At 43.6% G+C, this 20,896-nt stretch carries 15 protein-coding genes and 1 pseudogene; 9 read left to right on the top strand and 7 right to left on the bottom strand.

Annotated elements, in window-relative coordinates; translation table 11 throughout:
- The first annotated feature begins 270 nt into the window (after window positions 1-270).
- Window positions 271-1,803 carry an NAD(P)/FAD-dependent oxidoreductase gene (locus QUB04_RS23025; RefSeq protein ID WP_333287919.1) on the top strand — a complete coding sequence of 511 codons (1,533 nt, stop codon included), beginning with the start codon at window positions 271-273 and terminating at the stop codon, window positions 1,801-1,803.
- A gap of 228 nt (window positions 1,804-2,031) precedes the next feature.
- Window positions 2,032-3,246 (top strand): FAD-dependent oxidoreductase, encoded by a 1,215-nt coding sequence (locus QUB04_RS23020; protein ID WP_333287917.1) that lies wholly within the window; start codon window positions 2,032-2,034, stop codon window positions 3,244-3,246.
- A gap of 146 nt (window positions 3,247-3,392) precedes the next feature.
- Here QUB04_RS23020 and QUB04_RS23015 read toward each other — a convergent pair whose 3' ends face one another.
- Window positions 3,393-4,265, bottom strand: coding sequence for a pentapeptide repeat-containing protein (locus tag QUB04_RS23015; protein ID WP_333287915.1), 873 nt, complete (start codon window positions 4,263-4,265; stop codon window positions 3,393-3,395).
- Between the two features lie 540 nt (window positions 4,266-4,805).
- On the opposite strand from QUB04_RS23015, the gene QUB04_RS23010 reads away from it, so the two are divergent.
- The 4 genes from QUB04_RS23010 to QUB04_RS22995 all read left to right on the top strand — a co-directional run bounded on the left by QUB04_RS23010 (window position 4,806) and on the right by QUB04_RS22995 (window position 6,723).
- Complete coding sequence (locus QUB04_RS23010) at window positions 4,806-5,030, top strand: hypothetical protein (protein WP_333287913.1); 225 nt, start codon at window positions 4,806-4,808, stop codon at window positions 5,028-5,030.
- A gap of 390 nt (window positions 5,031-5,420) precedes the next feature.
- The gene (locus QUB04_RS23005) at window positions 5,421-5,684 is read left to right on the top strand and encodes a helix-turn-helix transcriptional regulator (RefSeq protein WP_333147252.1); all 264 of its coding nucleotides are present in this window, start codon (window positions 5,421-5,423) and stop codon (window positions 5,682-5,684) included.
- Window positions 5,681-6,451, top strand: a complete 771-nt coding sequence (locus QUB04_RS23000; RefSeq protein ID WP_333287911.1) for a hypothetical protein — start codon at window positions 5,681-5,683, stop codon at window positions 6,449-6,451. Before QUB04_RS23005 ends, QUB04_RS23000 begins: the two co-directional genes overlap by 4 nt.
- Window positions 6,452-6,537: 86 nt before the next feature.
- Entirely contained in the window at window positions 6,538-6,723 is a 186-nt protein-coding gene (locus QUB04_RS22995) for a hypothetical protein (protein WP_333181587.1), read from the top strand.
- Here QUB04_RS22995 and QUB04_RS22990 read toward each other — a convergent pair.
- The 5 genes and pseudogenes from QUB04_RS22990 to surE all read right to left on the bottom strand — a co-directional run bounded on the left by QUB04_RS22990 (window position 6,689) and on the right by surE (window position 10,586).
- A complete protein-coding gene (locus QUB04_RS22990) occupies window positions 6,689-7,300 on the bottom strand; it encodes a DNA methyltransferase (protein ID WP_333287909.1) in 612 nt (203 codons plus the stop codon). The genes QUB04_RS22995 and QUB04_RS22990 overlap by 35 nt on opposite strands.
- Before the next feature lie 61 nt (window positions 7,301-7,361).
- The gene (locus tag QUB04_RS22985; protein WP_333287907.1) at window positions 7,362-8,438 is read right to left on the bottom strand and encodes an RNA-guided endonuclease TnpB family protein; all 1,077 of its coding nucleotides are present in this window, start codon (window positions 8,436-8,438) and stop codon (window positions 7,362-7,364) included.
- A gap of 45 nt (window positions 8,439-8,483) precedes the next feature.
- Window positions 8,484-9,117, bottom strand: a pseudogene (locus QUB04_RS22980) (IS607 family transposase).
- A gap of 386 nt (window positions 9,118-9,503) precedes the next feature.
- Window positions 9,504-9,752 carry a hypothetical protein gene (locus QUB04_RS22975; RefSeq protein WP_333287905.1) on the bottom strand — a complete coding sequence of 83 codons (249 nt, stop codon included), beginning with the start codon at window positions 9,750-9,752 and terminating at the stop codon, window positions 9,504-9,506.
- A 156-nt stretch (window positions 9,753-9,908) separates the two neighbouring features.
- On the bottom strand, window positions 9,909-10,586 hold the full coding sequence (surE, locus tag QUB04_RS22970; protein ID WP_333287903.1) for a 5'/3'-nucleotidase SurE: 678 nt from the start codon (window positions 10,584-10,586) through the stop codon (window positions 9,909-9,911).
- 682 nt (window positions 10,587-11,268) lie between these two features.
- Between surE and QUB04_RS22965 the strand changes: the two genes are divergently transcribed.
- The 3 genes from QUB04_RS22965 to QUB04_RS22955 all read left to right on the top strand — a co-directional run bounded on the left by QUB04_RS22965 (window position 11,269) and on the right by QUB04_RS22955 (window position 20,462).
- Window positions 11,269-13,242, top strand: coding sequence for a carotenoid oxygenase family protein (locus tag QUB04_RS22965; RefSeq protein WP_333287901.1), 1,974 nt, complete (start codon window positions 11,269-11,271; stop codon window positions 13,240-13,242).
- 77 nt (window positions 13,243-13,319) lie between these two features.
- On the top strand, window positions 13,320-18,620 hold the full coding sequence (locus QUB04_RS22960; RefSeq protein ID WP_333287928.1) for an AAA family ATPase: 5,301 nt from the start codon (window positions 13,320-13,322) through the stop codon (window positions 18,618-18,620).
- Between the two features lie 381 nt (window positions 18,621-19,001).
- Complete coding sequence (locus QUB04_RS22955) at window positions 19,002-20,462, top strand: DUF3370 domain-containing protein (RefSeq protein ID WP_333287900.1); 1,461 nt, start codon at window positions 19,002-19,004, stop codon at window positions 20,460-20,462.
- Between the two features lie 69 nt (window positions 20,463-20,531).
- Here the strand turns inward: QUB04_RS22955 and QUB04_RS22950 are convergent, their stop codons facing one another.
- Window positions 20,532-20,888: a hypothetical protein gene (locus QUB04_RS22950; RefSeq protein WP_333287898.1), complete on the bottom strand. Its 357-nt coding sequence runs from the start codon at window positions 20,886-20,888 to the stop codon at window positions 20,532-20,534.
- Window positions 20,889-20,896 lie beyond the last annotated feature (8 nt).

Genomic DNA, 20,896 nt, shown 5'->3' with positions numbered 1-20,896 from the left:
TCCCGCCCGTCCAAAAAGGACGGGCGGGACGCCCATCCCACAATAACAATTAAAATTGTAAGTTATTTAATTCGCGAGCCTAAATTTAGATGCTTCACACTATTGTGGGGTGTTGTATTTTTTGGGCGTCCCGCCCGCCCAAAAAGGCGTAAGGTACGCAGTGCGTACCCCACAAATAGCGTGGTAAGCCCTCTTCAGAATTTCCTCAGAATTGAGCGTTAGTTTAAATAGACAACGATCGCCCCATTCAATCGATCGAGGAAATTTACCATGAAAACAGATTACCTCATCGTCGGCAGTGGTTTATCAGCACTGGTTTTCGGAGCTTTGATGGCAAACTCCGGCAAAACCGTACACATCCTCGAAGCTCACGAACATCCCGGAGGCTTTGGTCACACCTTTACGATGGCCAAAAAATACACCTTTAATGCCCAATTCCACTACGTATGGGACTGCGGCGAAGGACATACAGTAAATCGAGTTCTCAAAAAACTCGGTCTCGATCGAGATGTCACCTTTGAACGGTACGATCCGAATGGCTACGACCACATGAGAATGCCTGGGTATGCGCTCGATATTCCCTCGGAACCCGAGGAACTGATCCGGCGATTGTCGGCGCTGTTTCCCGAAGCGGGCGAGAGAATTCGCCAATTCGTCAACGAAGTCGAGAAAACCGGCAACGGACTCAGAAAACTCGCTCCTCCCGTCAAACCAATTGAATTGCTCAAAAATTTCGGTGACGTATTCTGTGCTGTCCAACATCTCAATAGTACACTTCAGGACGTTTTCGACAAGTTCCAACTCCCGCAAGCCGCCCAAACCCTATTAGCCCTGCAATGGCCGGACTTTTTGCTGCCTCCAAATCAGCTTTCTTTCTATGCTTGGATTGCCTTGTTTAGAGGCTATCAAGAAGGTGCATTTTACCCGACGCAGCATTTTGAAGATGTCATCAATTCTTTAGTTAAAGTCATTGAATCCAACGGGGGGAAAGTTCTATTAAACCATGAAGTCACGAATTTCAGGGTAACAAACAGAACAGTAACTGGTGTGGAAGCGATGGATTTGACCACCCATCAAACCCATGAATTCACGGGCGGAACGGTGATTTGCAACCTTGACCCGAAAAGAGCGGCCAAGATGATTGGAGAGGAACATTTCTCTAAAACAGTGCGACGGAAACTCAACTATGAGTATTCTGCATCTAACTACATGGTGTACTGCGTTGTCAAAGATATCGATCTCCGAGACTATGGATTTGGCAAGTGGAATACGTTTCATTCTGAACACTTGGATCTAAATGAAGCGTTTGCTCAAATGTATGAGCAAAATGATTTTTCTCGTCCGAGTTTTGCAATTACAACGCCAACTTTACTGACCCAAACGCGGGGGGATTGTCCAGAAGATTGTCAAATTGTCGAATTTCTGACTGTTGCTAATTACAGCTATTTTAAACAGCTTTGGGAGAGCGATCGCAAAGCTTACAGACAGAAGAAACAAGAGATTCTGGACTCAATTTTAGATGTTGTGGAAAAACACTATGTTCCGAATTTCCGCAAACACATGGTCTTTCATATTACCGGAAGTCCGACGACTAACGAGCGCTTCTGTTGGTGTCCTAACGGTAATTCCTACGGTTCCAGCCTGACGCCGCGCAACATGGGGGTCGATCGGCTAAATCATGAAACATCCCTCAACAATTTCTATTTCTGCAACGCCTCTTCGGGCTATCCAGGCTTTGCGCCGACATTTTGGACGGGGGCGCTGCTTTATCAACGTTTATCCGGCGATGCGATTTTAGGCTAGGAGGAATTGGTTACTCGGCGATTGAAATCGCTACTACAGAAACGAAGTCTGCCTCCGCAGACTAAAAAATAAAAAGGGCATCACATCCAACCTGGCAACGAGAGAAAGCTAGAAAAAGGTTCTTGTCCCCCCCTTATTAAGGGGGGTTAGGGGGGATCGGATCGTTTCTCCAACAGCTCTTAAGCATTCGATGATTAATGTTCCATTCTATCAATCTAGGAGTGAACTATGAGAATTGCAATTGTTGGGGGCGGAGCCAGTGGTATGGCAGCAGCCTACTGGCTCGATAAACAGGGGCATCACGTCACTGTGTTGGAAAGTCAGCCGATTTTAGGCGGACACATTCGGACGCTGAACAAAAATGTTGTACCCAATCAATCCGAGTGCAATGAAATATTAGAAAATGGGGTGCTGGAATTTCCCACAGTGTTTTACAATTTCGTGGCTTTTATGCAGGAACTAGGCGTTGAATTAGAACCGGTGCAGATTGGTTCCGCGCTGTTTTTTAAAGATGGCACTCACTTTTTGTCTGCGGTATCTATCCAAAATAATTTCACCGGAATCCAACGCCTGATCGAGTATTTGTGGCTTGATAGTCTCTACGCTCGTTCGGCGGGATTTATTTTAAGAATGCGGTTTGCTAAACAGCATGATTTCTACGACGTGTCGCTTTCTGAGTCTTTGAAAAGCTCGTGCGTCCGCAATTATTGGCTGAAGTTGCTGACGATGTACAGCTACTCGATACCGTTTGAATTGCTCGACAATTTCCCGGCAGAATTAGCGATGCCTGTTCTACGCGAATATGGCTTGGTCAACTGGGTGAGGATTAAAGGCGGGGTGTATTCTTACATTGAAAAGATTTTGGAGCGATTTAAGGGCGATATACGGCTAAATGTGGAGATTGCCAATATTTTTAGAAGTGCGGATGCTGTAAAAATGGTGCTTTCTGATGGGGAAATCCAGGAATTTGATAAGGTGGTTTTTGCGATGCCACCAGACCAAGTTATGAGGTTATTGTCTGATCCGACGGAGGCGGAAAGGAAGCGGTTTTCGGCGTGGAAAGCCAATTATGCAACGACTGTACTGCATTCGGATACATCGATGTACGATCGCTATGGTATCCGCAAGTTATCTGAATTTGATTTTTTCGAGACGGACAAAGGGTGGGGATATAATGCGAGCTTGAATCAGCTTTGTGGCATCTCATCGCCACGAGAGTACAGTTTAGCATTTCATCTGGAGGAGTCGATCGCCCAACAGCACATTATTCACATTCAGAAACATCACACGCCGCTGTACACTGTCGAGTCTTTTCGATATAGAAATGAAGTTATCGAGACTAATGGCGAGAACAACACTTATCATGCGGGAGCTTATTTGGGGGATGGTTTGCACGAAGGAGCCATTACCTCTGCTTTGCGAGTCGCGAAATTAATCGGGTGAGCTCAATTGTGATGCTACAAACTCTCGCAAATATCAGTAACTTTCCTGTCGGTGCAACACTCTCACGAAAGTAATGATGTCTGCATCAAAAGTTAAACCAATGCGAGAGTCGTCCACTCGGATGCGAAATTAATTTTTGGCCTTGCCTAAGCTGCGACACCACGTGCTGCAGTTAAGTAGACATCATGGCTCACAGATGCGGGCATTGTTGATCCGCCTAACTGAGTACCCTCAAAGTTGGTTCCCGTGAATGTTGCCCCGCTCAAGTCGGCTTCACTCAAGTCTGCATAGCACAGCCTAGCCCAATCGAGGTTTGCCTGCACCAAAGAAACTCCCACCAGATTTGCCCTGGTTAAATCTGCTCCCATCAACTTGACGCCCCGCAACTGAGCCCCGCTGAGATTGGCGGCTAACAAGTTCGAGCCTTCCAGGTTTACCCCGTTCAGTTTGGCTTCGCTGAGGTTGACGCCATTGAGATCCGTCCTGCTCAGGTCGATCCCGTTGATGTAAGCTTTCCTGAGATAGATGCCTGTTAGTTGAGCGCCAAAAAGCTTTGCACCGCTGAGTTTTGCCCCTCCACAGTTTGCCCAGTTGAGGTTGGCTCCCGTGAGGTTGGCGCCCCGCAGGTTGATGAATTGCATATCGGCTGTACACAAATTGGCGTTCCAGAGGATGGCACTCCGCAGGTTGCTACCGATGAGTTGGGCGCCACTCAACTTTGCTCTGGGCAGTTTTGCTTTGACGAGGAAAGCTCCGTTGAGATTGGCTTTTGTAAGCTCTGCGTCGGCTAGCCTGGCTTGGCCCATTTTGGCAAAACTCAGATTTGCCCTGTAAAGGTTTGCGCCGTTGAGTTCTGCTTTGGTGAGATGCGCCCGACTCAGGTTAGCTCCCGACAGGTTAGCCCTCGAAAGGTTTACGCCAACCAACATAGCTCCGCTGAGGTTTGCTCCGCTGAGGTTTGCGTCAGCAAAGTCTCTGTTTCCATTTTCGTACTGTTTGAGCAGCTCGGTTACTTCCATACGGGTCACATTCCTAACAGCAGAAATTCATCTACGAATAAACACTCTTGATAAGTATTTTATCTCAAATGGAGCGGACGCGATCGCACTTTCTTGAAAGCTGACAATTCACTTTATATTTATACATATACTTTGTGCTTTTTCCAGAGTCCCGACCGTTTTGAGGTCATAGTCTGAAACCCTTGATTTACTTAGCCTCTAGTGTGCTTCGGCAAGCGTTGCGATCGTACTGAGATCCGTGAAACCGTTATTCTGAGTAGGTAAGCCATCAAACACTGTCCGAAGTGTTAATCAATAGTAAAATCAATATTTTTGTTGTCCACTGTGGCTAACAGCTTTTTTAAACCGAGACTGCAAATTTGTTGGTTGTGTTTGCGTCAGGTGTCGCGAAGGCTGGCATGGCCATAGCTGCATATTTTATCTACTGTCATTCGATTTTAGATTTTAGATTTTAGATTTTGGATTGACTTGCGCGAGATAAATTCGGGGGCGTGAGGATTTTAGATTTTAGATTTTGGATTGATTCCACGGATAAATCACGTGGCGGGTACCACCTTTGAAATTCTTGGTCATTTTTTAGGAAAATTAGATGTGGAACAACAGCTTAATCAGCGAAAATTTTTCTCCGTTGTCTCGCAGCAGTTAGACGATCGTGCTTTTCAATATTTGCTTGAGTCGATCGGGGTTAAAAGTAATTTCAGACATTGTACTTCTGAGGAATTTATCGATATGCCTAACGGTAGATGCTATTTGTTCAAAACCTAGCAGATAATATACAGCAGATTGTACAAAACTAACAGCGAGTAATATCTGTATAGACTCACCCCCTCAACTGGCAGTTAGGCAAATGTGTCAATCTATGTTATGCTGAGTCAAAATTGAGGAATGATCATGTCAAAAGAAAGAAAAAGCAACAAAGAAGTCAAAAAGCCAAAGAAACAACCTGATGGTGGGGCTAAGCCGAAGGATGACAAAAAAAATTATGGTAGCACGGACGGCCGCAAGTAGAGATAGCTGCCCCTCTTCGGACTGCGATTAATTTTGTTCAATTGTCATTAGTATCGATTTTTAACAAATTTAAATATCCTATTTTGGGATTATCCGAAAACAGGTTTATTATATCGAGGGAATATGCAGTGCTAAACCCAAAGTATAATGAAATCTGTTTTTAGCGATGAATATGAAACATTCCGTTGCTGTATGATTGCGGCTCGTAAAGAAGCGCAACTAACTCAGGAGTCTGTTGCTAAATCTCTTAAAAAGCCCCAGTCTTTCGTAGCCAAATATGAAAACGGTGAACGACGGTTAGATGTAATTGAGTTTCTGTTAGTTGCTCATGTAATTGGTGTAGATCCTTGCGATATTATTAGGAAAATTTCACAAAAAATATCTGAAGCATCTTGTGAGAGGGAGATATGAATACGCAAGATGTAATCAGACTTGCATCCCAATATCTCGATCGTTTATCGGGTAACACTTTCGACGTTTTAGATGTATCTAAACCTGTTACCGTAGATGCAGCGGTGAACCTGTCTAAAGTTATCTCAAAGCTTTCGCCCTTAGTCGGAAATTTAATCGAATTTAACACCGTTGAATTCTTGAATCAACAAAATGAGTTCGGTGAATTTGGAAAGTGGCATAGGCAATATCCCGGCTTTCCAGATACTATTTTCCTGGGCATAGTTCAACCAACGCCAGGATTAGAAATTAAAGCGTGGTTCCCACTAGCAACAGAGATAACAGCACGTTTCAAAGATAGTCAAAATCACTTTAGGTTCGATCAGACCTACGTTGCTATCCTGGCATGGCTACCCGATAAAATCATCTATGGCAAGCCTCGCATTCTTGATGTGTGCGTTGTCTCTGGTTTATCGGTAGCTGTAGCGAGAGATACCCACTATCACAATCCGCCAGATTATCTTGTTTTAGAGCCGGAAGATACAACTCAAAGAACAGCAAATTTGCAACAAACAAACACCAGTGGATATAAATTCCAAGGCTCTGCTGAGGAGTTTTTAGAAGCTGAGACAATAGTTGATTCATGGGGTACTAAAGGAAAAGTCTACCAACCCACTAGAGAGTATCAGCGCCTTCTGCGGGAGCTACGGATAAGCTGTGTTGCATCTAGATTGCCTATGGTATTAGAGAGGGAGAGGGGGAGAAGAGGAGAGGGGGAGAGGATTTGACGATTTTTGATGGGGACTCGAAATATACAATTTAAATGCACAACAGCTTATGCTATGAATATAGACTAGATACAAATTTCGCAAAGATGGACAGAATTGTACATCCCGGCATTGAGGAATTTAAGCGACGTGTCTACAATACTGAAGTTTCTGGTATGACCGTGGGTCGGTGGAATAAGCTTTTATCAAGTCGCCTAGAAGGCAGCATCAAGAAATCCCTACAAGATTATCTACAGATTAGAGAAGAGAGTATTGATGAGATTCTTGATTAAATCTCTGTACACCATAGTAGAAATAGTCGGGGTCTATCTCGCAAGAAAAGGCTTTTCGTTTTAGTTTACGTGGTGACAAAGCTGCACTGAAAAGTCCACCAAAAGGTTCCCATATCACATCGTTTTCATCGCTCGATGCCTCAACAATAAGGTTCATCAGATCCAAAGGTTTTTGGTTGAGATGTAATGCTTTTCCAGAGAGAGTTTTAACTCTCTCATCGCCCCGTAAAGCTTGACGCTCCCAAACGTTTGTAAAACCGTGAGGGCATCTAAATTTCGATCGCATCTTGCTCCATTCTTGTCCCGTTAAAGGCTGATTGCCATCCAGCGAAAAGTATGGTTTTCCTTGAGGACTACCATACTCATTTGCATAGTTCACTAGCCTTTCAAACATCTCGGTCGGAGGGAAATACCACAAATGCCCTTGATCGAAGTATTTCCTGGTTGCTGCATCCACCACCCCGCAAGCATCGTTGGCCCGTCGTAACGGCAACCCAGAGCGTTTCCACTCTCGCAATAACCACGCCTTTAAGGTAAGTTCATTAACTGTTACTTCTGCTACACAAATACTAGACAAGTCTAGACATTTGCTTCTTACTTCATCGGGAGCATGGGAGCGGTTATCCCTCAGTAAGCTTTCACGGTTTAGCCAACCGCGATAACATAATTGCTGCGTTTAAATCTCTGTCCATCGAATGACCACAACTTCCACAGTTATAAGTCCTTTCTTTGAGTGGCATATCTTGGATGTGTCCACAGTTTGAACAGGTCTTGCTCGACGGGAACCATCGGTCGGCAACGATTATTTCACAGCCAAACTTTTTAGCCTTGTACTCTAACTGGCGTTTGAATTCATGGAATCCACAATCAGCTATTACTTGAGCTAGTTTATAATTGGCCAACATCCCGGAAACGTTCAAATTTTCTACTACTATTTTTGCGTGGTTTTTGCATAAGTAAGTAGTGATTTGATGCCGAGTATTTTTTCTAAGATTTGCTACCTTAGCGTGATGCTTTGCTAATTGAATTTTGGCTTTGTATCTATTCTCGGAACCCTTGACTTTTCTGGCAAGAACCCTTGACAACCTCTTGAGTTTTGCGAGATGTGCTTTGTAGTGCTTTGGGTGAGGAAATACTACGCCAGTTGAAAGTGTAGCTAACTCTTTGACTCCCAAATCAACTCCTACAACATCATGACTTTTGATTGTAGGTTCATGCTCTTGTTCGTAGGCAAATGCGATAAACCAACTATCGGCAGTGCGCGAAATGGTAATTGACTTGCAAGTTGTATGAGGCAATCCCTCGTGAGTTTTTACCCAGCCGATTGTCGGCAACTTTATAGATGTACCGCCCACAGGGATAGGCTTACCACTCGCATCAATAGTGAAAGAATCGTGATGCCCCTTCTTCTTGAATTTGGGATAGCCACCTTTTTTTGAGAAGAATCTAGAGAAAGAATCCCCAAGGTTATCAAACGCATACTGGGTAATTTTTTGGCAAATACCTGCCTCTTTAATCCACGTAAACTCAGGTTTTACATGGTTGTTAAAGAATTTCTTGAGGAGGTATTTATTTGGCTTCAGTCCATCTTGATAAAGATTACTCCAAGTAGCCAAGCCCCAATTATAAGTAAACCTTGCTATTCCAGCGTGCTTGCTCATTATTGTGGCTTGACTTTTGCGGTTCTTTAGCTTTGTTTTGATGGACAGAAGCATTGTTCGACCTCAACACTGTATTTCTTGATTGCTCAATTTTGCCAGTTATTGTACGGGCTTGTCAATAGCATCTTTTAGGTTTTCTTTGAGCTCTTTGGAGTAATTTCCTAGACCGTATAGACGGCAAGAGAAGCAGTGGATTCTCGCCATCAAATCTTCTACTAATTCATGCTGGGGGGACAACGATAATTGATTGGCGACTACAATTTCGCATCCAACCGACGTGGCAAGCTCTTGGATGAATTCAAAAGCAAAGCGACACATTCTGTCTTTGTGTGCAATTACAATTATTGATATTTCACCTTTGAGCATTGACAGCATGATTGCTAGAAACTTTTTCCTTTTAAAATTTAGTCCGCCCCCAATTTCTGACACCCAATCATCGACTGTTAATCCTCGACAAGGGCAGAAAGCTTCCATTGCCAGCATCTGATTTTTGAGTTCCGGTTTCTGTCCACTGGACGAAACAAGGGCGGTAGACGACCGTTTTTCGGTTGGCTTCTATGGGCTTCAATCCGTTGGCTATCAAGAGATCATCTTCGGTGTAGAACCGATGACCTGACAGGGTGCGCAAGGCTTGCAACTTCCCTGAAACGTCCCAACGTTGGAGTGTTTTTACTGACAATCCCAGCTTTTTTGCGAAAACGCGCGAGCTTAAACAAAATGGTACACCGCATATTTGTCTATAAGTGTATCATTTTGTCTATTTATTTGCTACCTAGGGACTAGCTCTAACGTATTGAACGCAGACTTCTGTAACGACGGGGAACCTGCGAATTTTCTGTGTGTTAACATTCCCTGCGATATGACCTTTTCCCTTGTTCCAAATATTGGAATTGACATAGCGCCAACCATATTTTTCTAGAAGTGGATGCACAATAGCCCAACCAATCTCTGAATTCCAAAACCAGAGTGTTGTACAGGGTATGGCTGCTTTTGACCAGGCCTCGATATGAGGTTTATACCAATTAGGTAAATCAATGTGATCTGAGGTAAGCTGTTTAGCATTTAAACTGCGTATTTTAGAGACTGAAACCCAATACTTGCTTAGATAGCCTCTGAGTTTTAAATGGTGAACAGCTTATCTCCTTCAAACCCAAGAATACCGTAAGCTCCATCTGAAACTATGACAGTAGGTTGCTCCCAATTGTCGTAGTGCTGGAGACTATCGCCGAGATATAAAGTAACGTATTCGTCACTCCATGTAGAAAAATTAAAATTGGTATTGAGATTAGCTACTTTGCCACGACCAACAGTGCTGCTCGCTTTGCGTTTTAAGATGCTGGGAGAATTCGCTTCTGCGTTAGGACTCATTTGTTGACTTACGTGACTCTAAAAATTAAGTACAAATATTTTATCCTGATTTGGGATATTGAGGCTAAGTAATACCAAAGTTAACCTACCTACTTCCGCTTTGTTGACAAAAAAAATAGTTCGATCGCCCAATCCCATCAAATCCCATCAAATCTATCACAACGATATCTCAGTCACCGCAATATTACCCTCAAAACACACGTCAACATCAGTCCCCGCCGCCCGATCGCGCGATCCATATTCTCCGGCATAATAAAAGTATTCTCCCTCCATCCGGTAAACCACTGGCAGCGGCTGCGTCGAGGGCTGGCAAAACACAATTTCCGGTTCCGCACTTCCGGGCGCTAAATGCGGCAAATTCACATTCCAGAAACACCCCGACTTTGGTTCCCGGTTGAGCAAATCCGCCAACACCCGCGATGTCCAACGAGTAGCGACATCCCAGTCAATTTCGAGCGGCCTTTTAATCCGGTGGGAAATTGCGATGCCCGGAATACCGTGCATGGCTGCTTCCCGCACAGCCGCCACCGTACCCGAAATATACACGTCAACCCCCAAATTGCCACCCGCGTTAATACCCGAAAGCACCAAATCCGGCTTCGCACAAACGTGATGAAGAGCAATACGCACGCAATCGGCCGGTGTTCCCCCTACAGCATACTCAAATTCCGATCGCCGATCGACATGAATCGGACTGTGAGCCGTCACCTGATGCCCGCAGCCCGACAATTGCCCTTGGGGAGCCACCACAATCGTCTTGCCGCTTACTGCTTGCAAAAGTGCTTGAATGCCGGGAGCATCGATGCCGTCGTCGTTGGTTAAAATTATTGTCATTATGTGTCGGTTTTATAGAACCGATTTGAGAGCGCAGAGGCTGGCAACCTTCTGATAGTTCTAGCCCAAATTGGTTGTTGATTGGTGGCGATCGTCAGTATGAGCATTGCCACACATTTATATCATGGCATTAATTGAACAGTTGCCGCAGAAATGTGGCGCGCCACATTTTAGGTCAGCCGCATCTTGATATGACAGCTAAAGCGACTTGTTACGCTTGGCCCAGTGCAGCATTCATGACATCAGTCTCGATGCAAACATCTAATCACATCATTTTGGCGTTGCTGATTTATGGTATGAAAGGCTAAATATGCAAGTCATAGAAACCAGTATCTACAAAGCTTCGGGATTTTCAACTTATTTTTTTTCATACCCTGATTAAGCAACGCCTTCCTCGGCTCTCCCGGATGCTTAGTGTTAAAAGTAGCAGATGATACTAAGTATCTGAGACTGAACGTTGAAACCCTCGATCGTGCTAAATTATTAGCTTACGTTATTACCATAAGTACGAGAGAGCCAATAATAGGTTAATGTCGATTCCAATTGCGCTTTGACGCAGGGGATGGCAGAATAGGAAATCCTTACCAAGCAGAGTATCTAAGTTCCAGTCCTCAGCCCCAATTCATAAATCAAATACTCATCTACACTGTTACCATTATTACATCTCACCCCGGAGAGCCACATGAGCGAACCCCCTCAAAGCAATGCCAAAACAGGCTGTCCCCCAGTGCCTCAGTCAATTATGACCGCCAGTCGGAAAGAACTACGTAATGCCCCATTGAAGATTGAGGGGAAACTACCAGACGACGTACAGGGTTATATCTTCATTGTTGCGCCAGTAGGAACCGTTGAATCAGGAGGTCTTCCTTTTGCCGACGGAGACTCATTTTTGAATGGCGACGGCATGATTTACCGACTTGATTTTAATCAAAAGGGTAAAGTAATTTTGAAAACGCGGATTGCCAAGCCTCTAGATTACCATTTTGACGAGGCAACTAAAGGCACTAAGTGGGGATTTCGCAATCATGGGATCTTAAGGTTTTCCTTACTTCTGGGCGCTCGCAACGAGTTAAATACAGCTTTTCTGCCCGTAAAATTCTCTCAAGACGAACAGGAACGGTTGTTAGTAACTTATGATGCAGGTCGTCCTTATGAGATTGATACAAATACCCTTAAGGTGGTGACTCCAGTCGGGTCAAATAAAGAGTGGCGTCCTGAAGCTCCTCTGCCCTATCTTTTTCCACCCATTTTTAGTACCGCCCATCCTGCCTTTGATACCGACACGGGCGAGATGTTCGCAGTTAATTATGGTAGATCGTTAGAGAATTTTGTTGATACTATACCTTTCATTAAAGAGATAGACGAATGCTTTCCAGAAGTTCGTCAACTTTGGGGAAAATTTAAGGGTTTAGAAGATTTCGTCTATCTGATTCGTTGGGATGGCGTAAATCTTTTAGATCGGTGGACGCTGGTAAATGCTGATGGTTCACCAGTCAGCATTAAGCAAACTATCCATCAGATTGGAGTAACCGAAAATTATGTAATTTTGATGGACACAGCCTTTAGCACTGGACTGGATCAGTTGCTCACCAATCCTTTTCCAGACAACAAAGAGCTAGAAATAATTTTAAGGAACTTATTAGCAAGTCCACCTTCACCCGATTCTATTATTTATATCGTTAGCCGCAGCGATCTGCAAAAGAGGCAGCGTCCAGCCTTGAACGAACCAGAAGTTAAAGTTGTCGCGCGGAAAGTGGTAATTCCCCTCGAAGCAGCTCACTTTTTGGTGGACTATGAAAATCCTAACGATAAAATTACGCTCCACGTAGCTCATATTTGTGCTTGGGACGTTGCTGAATGGCTGCGTAAATACGATCTTTCCGCTTATCAACCTCACAATCCCGTGCCTAAAAACTTGCCTGGGATGGAACTGAATGAGATGGACATCAGCCGTTTGGGACGCTACGTAATTGACCTAAACCACCCAGATCCAACCATCGAGCCAAAAGTTATCTGGGATATCGAATATACATGGGGGCTTGGATTATACGCCTACCTTGACCGATTACCGTCAGGTAAAACTCCCAGAAAGCTAGATAATATCTACTGGATTTCTTTCGGACTGTGGAAGGATTTAACCACCGAGTTTTTGCGCCGCTTATACCGGGATTATAAGTATCAGGCAGTACCGCAGTCAGATGTTTTGGCTCTGGCTGAAAAGGGCGTACCAGCTTGCTTGCTGCGACTGGAAACGCAGTCGATGGAAATTGCCGATCGCTATCAGTTCGATCCTGGCTACATCGTGAGTTCACCGCAGTTTATGCCGCGTCGCGGTAATCAAGGTAGTTCAACCGACGGTTATATAGTTTGCACCGTTTTCACTCCCCAAAGAAATGAAATTTGGATTTTCGAGGCTGACAATTTGTCTGGCGGGCCGAAATGCAAACTCAGCCATAAATCCCTTGACTTTACATTCACATTGCATACAGCTTGGTTACAACAAATAGGGCCTCGTTCAGCTAAATACAAAATCTCGTTGCGGGAAGATTACAAGGAATTAGCAAAGAAGTTCCAATCTCGGCCGGAATGCGAGAAAGAGATTCAGATTCAGGAGTTGTTGGCTAAAGAGTTGTACCCGCGCTTTGAAAGCGAGTAAAAATTTACTAACAGGCAGATTATCCATGAATCTGCCTGTGATTTAGAAGAGTTAATGAAAAGGGTAAAGTGAAAAAGATGATCGTTCTTTCAGGATACGAAATTATAGAAAATATTTACGAAGGAGCCAGAACCGTTGTTTATCGAGGGATACGAAATCGGGATCGACAGCTTGTTATCGTTAAAATAATAAAAAATGAACATCCTACGCTTGAACAAATTACCAATTTAAGGCAAGAATTTATAATTTCTCAAAATTTAGATTTTGAAGGAATTGTCAAAACCTACAGCTTTGACAATTATTATAATAGCTTTGCTCTAATCTTAGAAGATTTTGGCGGTCAATCACTTGATATTTTTATAGCGGCTAATAAACTGTCAATAACCGATTTTCTAAGAGGCGCAATCGCTCTATCCGAAACTTTGATCTATCTCCATCAAGTACCGATCATTCACAAAGACATTAAGCCCTCAAATATCATTATCAATCCAGCGACAGGAAAAGTAAAACTGACTGACTTTAGTATTTCATCGCGCTTGGAATTGAAAAACCAAAGCATTAGCAATCCCAACTTGCTAGAAGGGACTCTCGCTTATATGTCACCCGAACAAACGGGGAGGATGAATCGAGCAATTGACTACCGCACCGACTTCTATTCTTTAGGAGTGACTTTCTATGAACTGCTGACCAACCAGTTGCCATTTACTACCACCGATCCGATGGAGTTGGTTTACTGTCATATTGCCAAACAACCAGTCCCACCTAAAGAGGTAGCAGAAATTCCTCAAGCGGTTTCAGATATTGTGATGAAACTGTTAGCAAAAAATGCGGAAGACCGATATCAAAGTGCGGCGGGATTAAAATTTGACCTGGAAACTTGTTTGCAGCAATTGCAGACAACTGGCAAGATTGAAAGTTTTCCCATCGGTCAACGCGATCGCGGCAACCAATTACTCATTCCCCAGAAGCTTTATGGTAGAGAAACCGAAGTCCAAATTCTTCTAGATGCCTTTAGACGAGTCAGCCTCGGTGCCACCGAGATGATGTTGGTTTCCGGTTATTCCGGGATTGGTAAAACTTCAATCGTCAATGAAGTTCATAAACCAATTGTAGCAGCTAGGGGATACTTTATTGCGGGTAAGTTTGACCAATTTAAGCGCAACATTCCCTATGCGGCGTTAATCCAAGCATTTCAAGAATTAGTTCGTCAGCTATTAACTGAAAGTTCCCAACAGATTGCTATTGGGAAAGAAAACTTATTAAATGCGCTCGATAATAACGGTCAAGTTATTATTGATGTTATCCCCGAAGTCGAACTAATTATCGGTAAACAGCCTGAAGTTCCTCAACTGGGTTCATCGGAATCCCAAAACAGATTTAATCGGGTATTTCAACAATTTATTCGCGTTTTTTGTCAACCAGAACACCCGCTCGTCATATTCCTAGACGATTTACAGTGGGCTGATTCGGCATCTCTAAAGTTAATCCAACTCTTGGTAACCGATCCAGATAACAAATATTTGTTAACGATTGGAGCTTATCGAGATAACGAAGTCAGTCCCGTTCATCCTTTAATTCAGACCATAGAAAAAATTCAAGGAAATGAAACGGTGGTGAATAATATCACCATTCAAGCGCTGGCTTTGGATAGCGTCAACCAATTAATCGCCGACACTCTCGATGCCAGCGTAAACTCAGACAAAATTAAAGTTTTTTCGGAATTACTTTTTAATAAAACCCAAGGCAATCCGTTTTTCTTAACGCAGCTACTCAAAACCCTGTACTCAGAAAATCTGCTGGTTTATCAAGTAGATACAGACCGCTGGGAGTGGGATATTCAACAAATCCAAGCAATTGGTATCGCAGATTTCAATATTGTTGAACTGGTTGCCAGAAATATTCGCAAACTCCCAGAAATAACCCAGAAATCATTAAAATTAGCGGCTTGTATCGGCAACCAATTTAACTTAGAAGTTTTATCAATTGTCAATGAAGAATCAAACATAGCGACGGCTGCTCATTTGTGGGAAGCACTGCAAGCGGGTTTGATTCTGCCGCTGTCTGAAAATTACAAAATTCCTCTAGTGTTTGCCCAGGAAGATTTGGCATCTATACGCGATATCAAAGTTGACTACAAATTTTTGCACGATCGAGTGCAGCAAGCAGCTTATTCTTTGATTCCAGAATCGGAAAAAAAAGCCACTCACCTGAAAATTGGTCAACTGTTGCTGAATAATACAACAGAGCAAGAGCGAAAAGATAATATTTTTGCTCTGGTTAACCAACTGAATTTTGGCACAGATTTGCTAACTAATCAGTCAGAAAAAGATGAATTAGCCCAATTAAACCTGGTTGCTGGACAGAAAGCAAAGGCAGCTACTGCATATGAAGCCGCTGTTAATTATTTGAATGTAGGTATAGAACTCCTGAGCCAAGATAGCTGGGAAAGTAGATACGATTTGACCTTTAATTTTTATCTGGAAGTGGCGGAAGCCGAATATCTCAATGCCAATTTAGAACGAGCAGTAATTTTGTGCGATCGCACTCTCCAAAAAACCAAAACCATCCTCGAACAAGTCAACTTATACGAACTGAAAATTAGGCTTAACCTCGCTAAAAACCAGAACAATTCTGCGGTAGATACCGGACTGCAAGTTCTAGAAATGCTGGGAGTGACCATATCTCAATCACCGCCGCAAGAACTCAATATTGAGGAGTTAGCTAACCTGCCAGAAATGACCGAGCCCTACAAGCTGGCGGCTATGCAGTTTTTAGTTCTGATTTTCCCACCAGCTTGCTTCGCAGAAAGCCCGCTATCGCTACCAATTCTATATACTATGATCGAACTTTCTCGTCAGTATGGGAATTCGCCACAGTGTACTTTTGCCTATTCCATTTACGGAATATTCGTGTCTTGGCTCATACCAGATCTAGATTTTGCCTATCAACTTGGTAAACTTTCTTTACAAGTATTAGAGCAGTTAGATGCCAAAGAGTTTCGTTCTAAAATATTGGTTAATGTTTCCATCGGTATTACGCACTTCAAAAAGCATACTAGGGAAACTATAGAACCCCTTCGTCAAGCAATTAATAGCGGCTTAGAGTTTGGAGATATAGAATATGCTTGTCATGCTGCTGATTACTACTGCGCTCATCTGTTTTTTAATGGCGAGCATCTAGACTACGTGCAAGAACAGCAAAAACTATATATTGACTTGGCAGAGAGATTGTCCCAAGAACACCAGTTATATTTACTCAAAATTCTCGGTCAATTAGTAGAAAATTTAAGGGGGATGACAGATAATAAGCTGATCTTGATGGGCAGCATATTAAATGAGGAAAAAGCTATCTCTTATTTAAGAGAAGTAAAGAATTTCATTTGCTTGTTCAGGCTTTATTTTGCCAAAACTGTAGTTTGCTATTTGTTTAAGCAGTATAAAGAAGCTATCGAGTTTGCGAGAGAGGGGTTGAAATATTCAGGTTACGTTCAATCAAATATTAGTTTTATTGAACAGACTTTTTACTATTGTCTGATTCTTTTAGCCCAGTATGTTCAGGAAGATTCAGGAGAGGAAGAAAAGAAACAAGAATACCTGAGCCAAGTCGAAGAAACTCAGAAAACTATAAAAAATTGGGCGTTCCATTGCCCAATGAATTACCAGCATAAGTATGACTTAGTAGAGGCCGAAAAAGCCCGCGTATTGGGGCAATCTTTCACAGCAATGGAATATTACGACCGGGCGATAGATGGAGCCAAGGAAAATGGATACGTCCAGCACGAAGCCCTCGCCAATGAACTAGCAGCAGAATTTTATTTAGCATTAGGTCGTCAGAAAGTAGCGCGTACCTACCTGATTGACGCTTACTATGCTTATATTCGCTGGGGAGCGCAGGCAAAAGTTAAAGATTTAGAAGAGCGCCATGCTGAATTACTCGCACCAGTCGTCGGTAGGAAAAACAGCCTGACGAGTGGAGGAGACGAAATGATTGTTCAGACCAGAAATACTGTCACTTCTACCAATTTAGGTGCTGCACAAGCTCTGGATTTATCAACAATTATCAAAGCCTCCCAAGTGCTCTCAGGAAAAGTTCATCTGGATGAATTGCTCTCGAATTTGATGCTAGTCTTGCTGGAAAACGCGGGAGCAGAAAAATTTTATTTCCTCATACCTGACCCAGCAGGTGAGTGGAAAATTGAAGCTCAATGTACGGGTGAACGATGTCAAATAATCTCCAAGTCAGCGATTGAAAGTCAAGAGATTCCTATCTCGCTGGTTAATTATGTAGAACGCACGCAAGAAACTCTTGCGATCGATGATGCAACCACTGAAACTAGGTTTGCCTCTGACCCGTATATTATTCAGCAGCGACCTAAATCTATTTTGTGTAGCCCCCTGATTAATCAAGGTAAGTTGGTAGGCATCTTATACCTAGAAAATAATTTAACAGCGGGCGCTTTTACGCGCGATCGCTTAGAAGTCCTCAACATCATTTCCGCCCAAGCTGCGATCTCCATCGAAAATGCCCGTCTCTATCAAACTTTAGAAGAAAAGGTGCAACAACGCACCGCCCAACTCGCCCAAGCAAACCAGGAAATTAGCGACCTCAACAACAAACTTAAAGCCGAAAACATCCGCCTCAGTGCTGAGTTAGAAGTCACGAAACGACTGCAACAAATGATCTTACCCAAACAATCAGAACTTGATAAAATTAAAGGATTAGAAATAGCTGGATATATGGAACCTGCCGATGAAGTGGGTGGCGACTACTACGACGTGCTAACCCAAAATGATAAGGTAAAAATTACCATCGGCGATGTTACGGGACATGGTTTAGAAAGTGGCGTATTAATGATTATGGCGCAAACCGCCGTCCGCACTCTCCAACAAATGAACGAAACCGATCCGGTGAAGTTTCTTGATGTGTTAAACCGCACCCTTTATGCCAATATCGAGCGCATCGACTCGTCTAGAAACATGACCTTGGCTTTGTTAGATTATCAAGATAGTAACCTTACCCTCAGCGGTCAACATGAAGAAATAATTGTAGTCCGTACTGATGGTAACATCGAACGGATCGATACAATGGAACTCGGCTTTCCTCTGGGATTAGAGGAAGATATTGCTGATTTTGTTTGCCAAGTTGAAGTGCATCTTAATCCAGGGGATGTAGTAGTGCTTTACACAGATGGAATTACCGAAGCTGTAAATATAAATAAAGTGTATTACGGCATAGAAAGATTGTGCCAAGTGACCAAAGAAAATCGCCACAAAACGGCTGAAGAAATTCGACAAGCAGTAATTGATCATCTGCTGCAACATATTGACAAACATAAAGTTTTTGACGACATTACGTTGGTAGTCATAAAACAGAAATAACGCAAATTGGTAATTGGTAAATTGTTTGAGCGTCCGACGATCGAAACCGACTTCACGCCCAACAATTTTGGAAATGGTGCGCGGACTCATACCAATTTTTTATGAGGCTGCATAGAATTCGATCCCCCCTAGCCCCCCTTAAGAAGGGGGGGACCGGAAGCTTCTTGAAGTCAACCCCTACTCCCCTTTTTAAGGGGGATTTAGGGGGATCGATATCTGTGCAACTTCACATTAAATTGGTATCAGGAAGGTGCGATCGAAAGCTGAGCGCCACGTCTGTGCTAAAATCCAAAATTCCTCAAACACATCAACCAACTTGTGGTAAAGTTTTGTGTCGATCGCCCGTTAGCGGAGTCCTCCCAGAGGATCGGTCAAATATCAATGCAAGTTCAGTTAAACGCGCTCACAGCAATGTTTTTGCCAATTTTCCCCCTAGCTCAAACAATCGCCGCACCTCCCGCCCAACAACAACTGCTGATCCAGCCAGAAGCCCCCCTACCCGAAAACCAACTGGATTTACCACCACAGCCAAGCAGCAGCTTGCTAAAAACGATAACTGTGGCCCAACAAGTGCGCGTTTTACCGGGAAAACTCGACAACATCCCGGTTTTCAACAGCAACAGCCCCGAAGTTGTGCAAACCGAAGGCATTTTGCTCTCAACATTTGCCCCGGAAGGAAAACAAGTACCTTCTGCACACTTAAACTTTCCCTTCAAAGGTCGATTTGACATCTTTGCCCACCACATCGCCAAAGCTAAAAATCGCGAAGAAACTCGCACCTTATTTCAAGGAATAATTGTCCACAATCCTAACTCCGAACCTGTTACTTTAAATGTCTTGCAAGGAGCAACTTATTTAACTCGGCCGGATGCCTTGTTTGTCGATTTGCCGTCGTATTTAGAAAATAGATTCGGTACTGTGTTTGCGGGGCCTGGAAGCCGCATCACGAGCGATGTATTGCGGGGGTTCAGACAAGCCATTTTGCCCGCTGCGATCGAGATTCCGGGCAATCAGAGCCGAATGCTGATGAATTTGCCGATACCTGTTGGCAATGTCACGCCTTCTTCCAACGGTCGATCGACCTTAATGCGAATGTCGAGCAGCAATTCGGTTTATGTAGCGTCATTAGCAATGTTTGCTCCTCAAAGTCAAGGAGGAGTCGAACAATATCCGACTTTAGAAGAGTGGGAAAATATTTTAAATACCAAAGGTTTAGCAGGGCCCAGAGATTTAGCACCAACTCCGAAAGGCGAAAATCCGGTGCAAAAAATTTATGGCCGCGTGGCAGGAGTCGCTGAAGGTTCCCAGTGGCAAGCTAAAATTACGGACAATTCGAGAACCGATTATTTAACTATTCCCAAGCGCGGCGAGTCATTTTCCTATGCTTTGAGCACAACGGATACGGGTACTTTTGGCACAGGCCAAATTCAAAGTGCTAAAATGTTAGCTCGCTATCCCGATACTGCTTATTCTGCTCACGGTAATTACGGGATTCAATACAACTTAACTTTTCCGCTTTACAACAAATCTCGCGAGTCTCAATCTGTTAGCATTAAAATGCAAACACCCGTCAAGGCAAATATAGAAGCGGGGGGATTGATGTTTTACGATCCTCCTGAAAATCGGATATTTTTCCGAGGTACGGTGCGGGTGATGTTTAAGGATGATACGGGCAAGACTTTGACGCGCTACATTCACATCGTGCAGCGCAGGGGACAGCAGGGGGAACCTTTGGTGAATGTGAATATGAAGCCGGGGGAACGCCGTTTGGTGCAGGTGGATTTCTTGTATCCGCCGGATGCGACGCCGCCCCAAGTTTTGACTGTGCGATCGAGTAATTAGTTGGTGGTTGACTGTATATTTACACTGTGCGAAACCTGGCTGAATTTCTCACAACAAAAAGTACGATCGCTACTCCACGGGTTCGCCCTTAACATACAAAGATTCGAGAAACTTAACAGCTTCATCAAGCACAGCTTCCGGTAACTTCTCAACAATCGCGATCGCCCTTTGACGGATTTCTCGATCGACTGCTTTTGATTGCTGCGAGTCAGTGTTTGCTAAACTGCTAATTTCAAATGACTTTTGCTTCGATAAAGCTGTTTCTGGAGTGACAAAAACGCCAACATCTGCCGGAAGTTCGACAGTTTCTTGATTGTAATATTTAACCACGAGATTTGTCACATTCATCACTACCCGCTGATTAAACCGGAAAACTTCTGAAAAAGTGCGCTCACCGCGAGTAGTCTGAAGTAAATGTTCTCCCACTTAATTGA

This window comes from Microcoleus sp. D2_18a_B4 (assembly GCF_036702475.1).
In the GTDB taxonomy this organism is placed as follows: Bacteria; Cyanobacteriota; Cyanobacteriia; order Cyanobacteriales; family Microcoleaceae; genus Microcoleus.
Note: the sequence above shows the minus strand (reverse complement) of the source record. Positions and strands in the feature narration are given on the sequence as shown.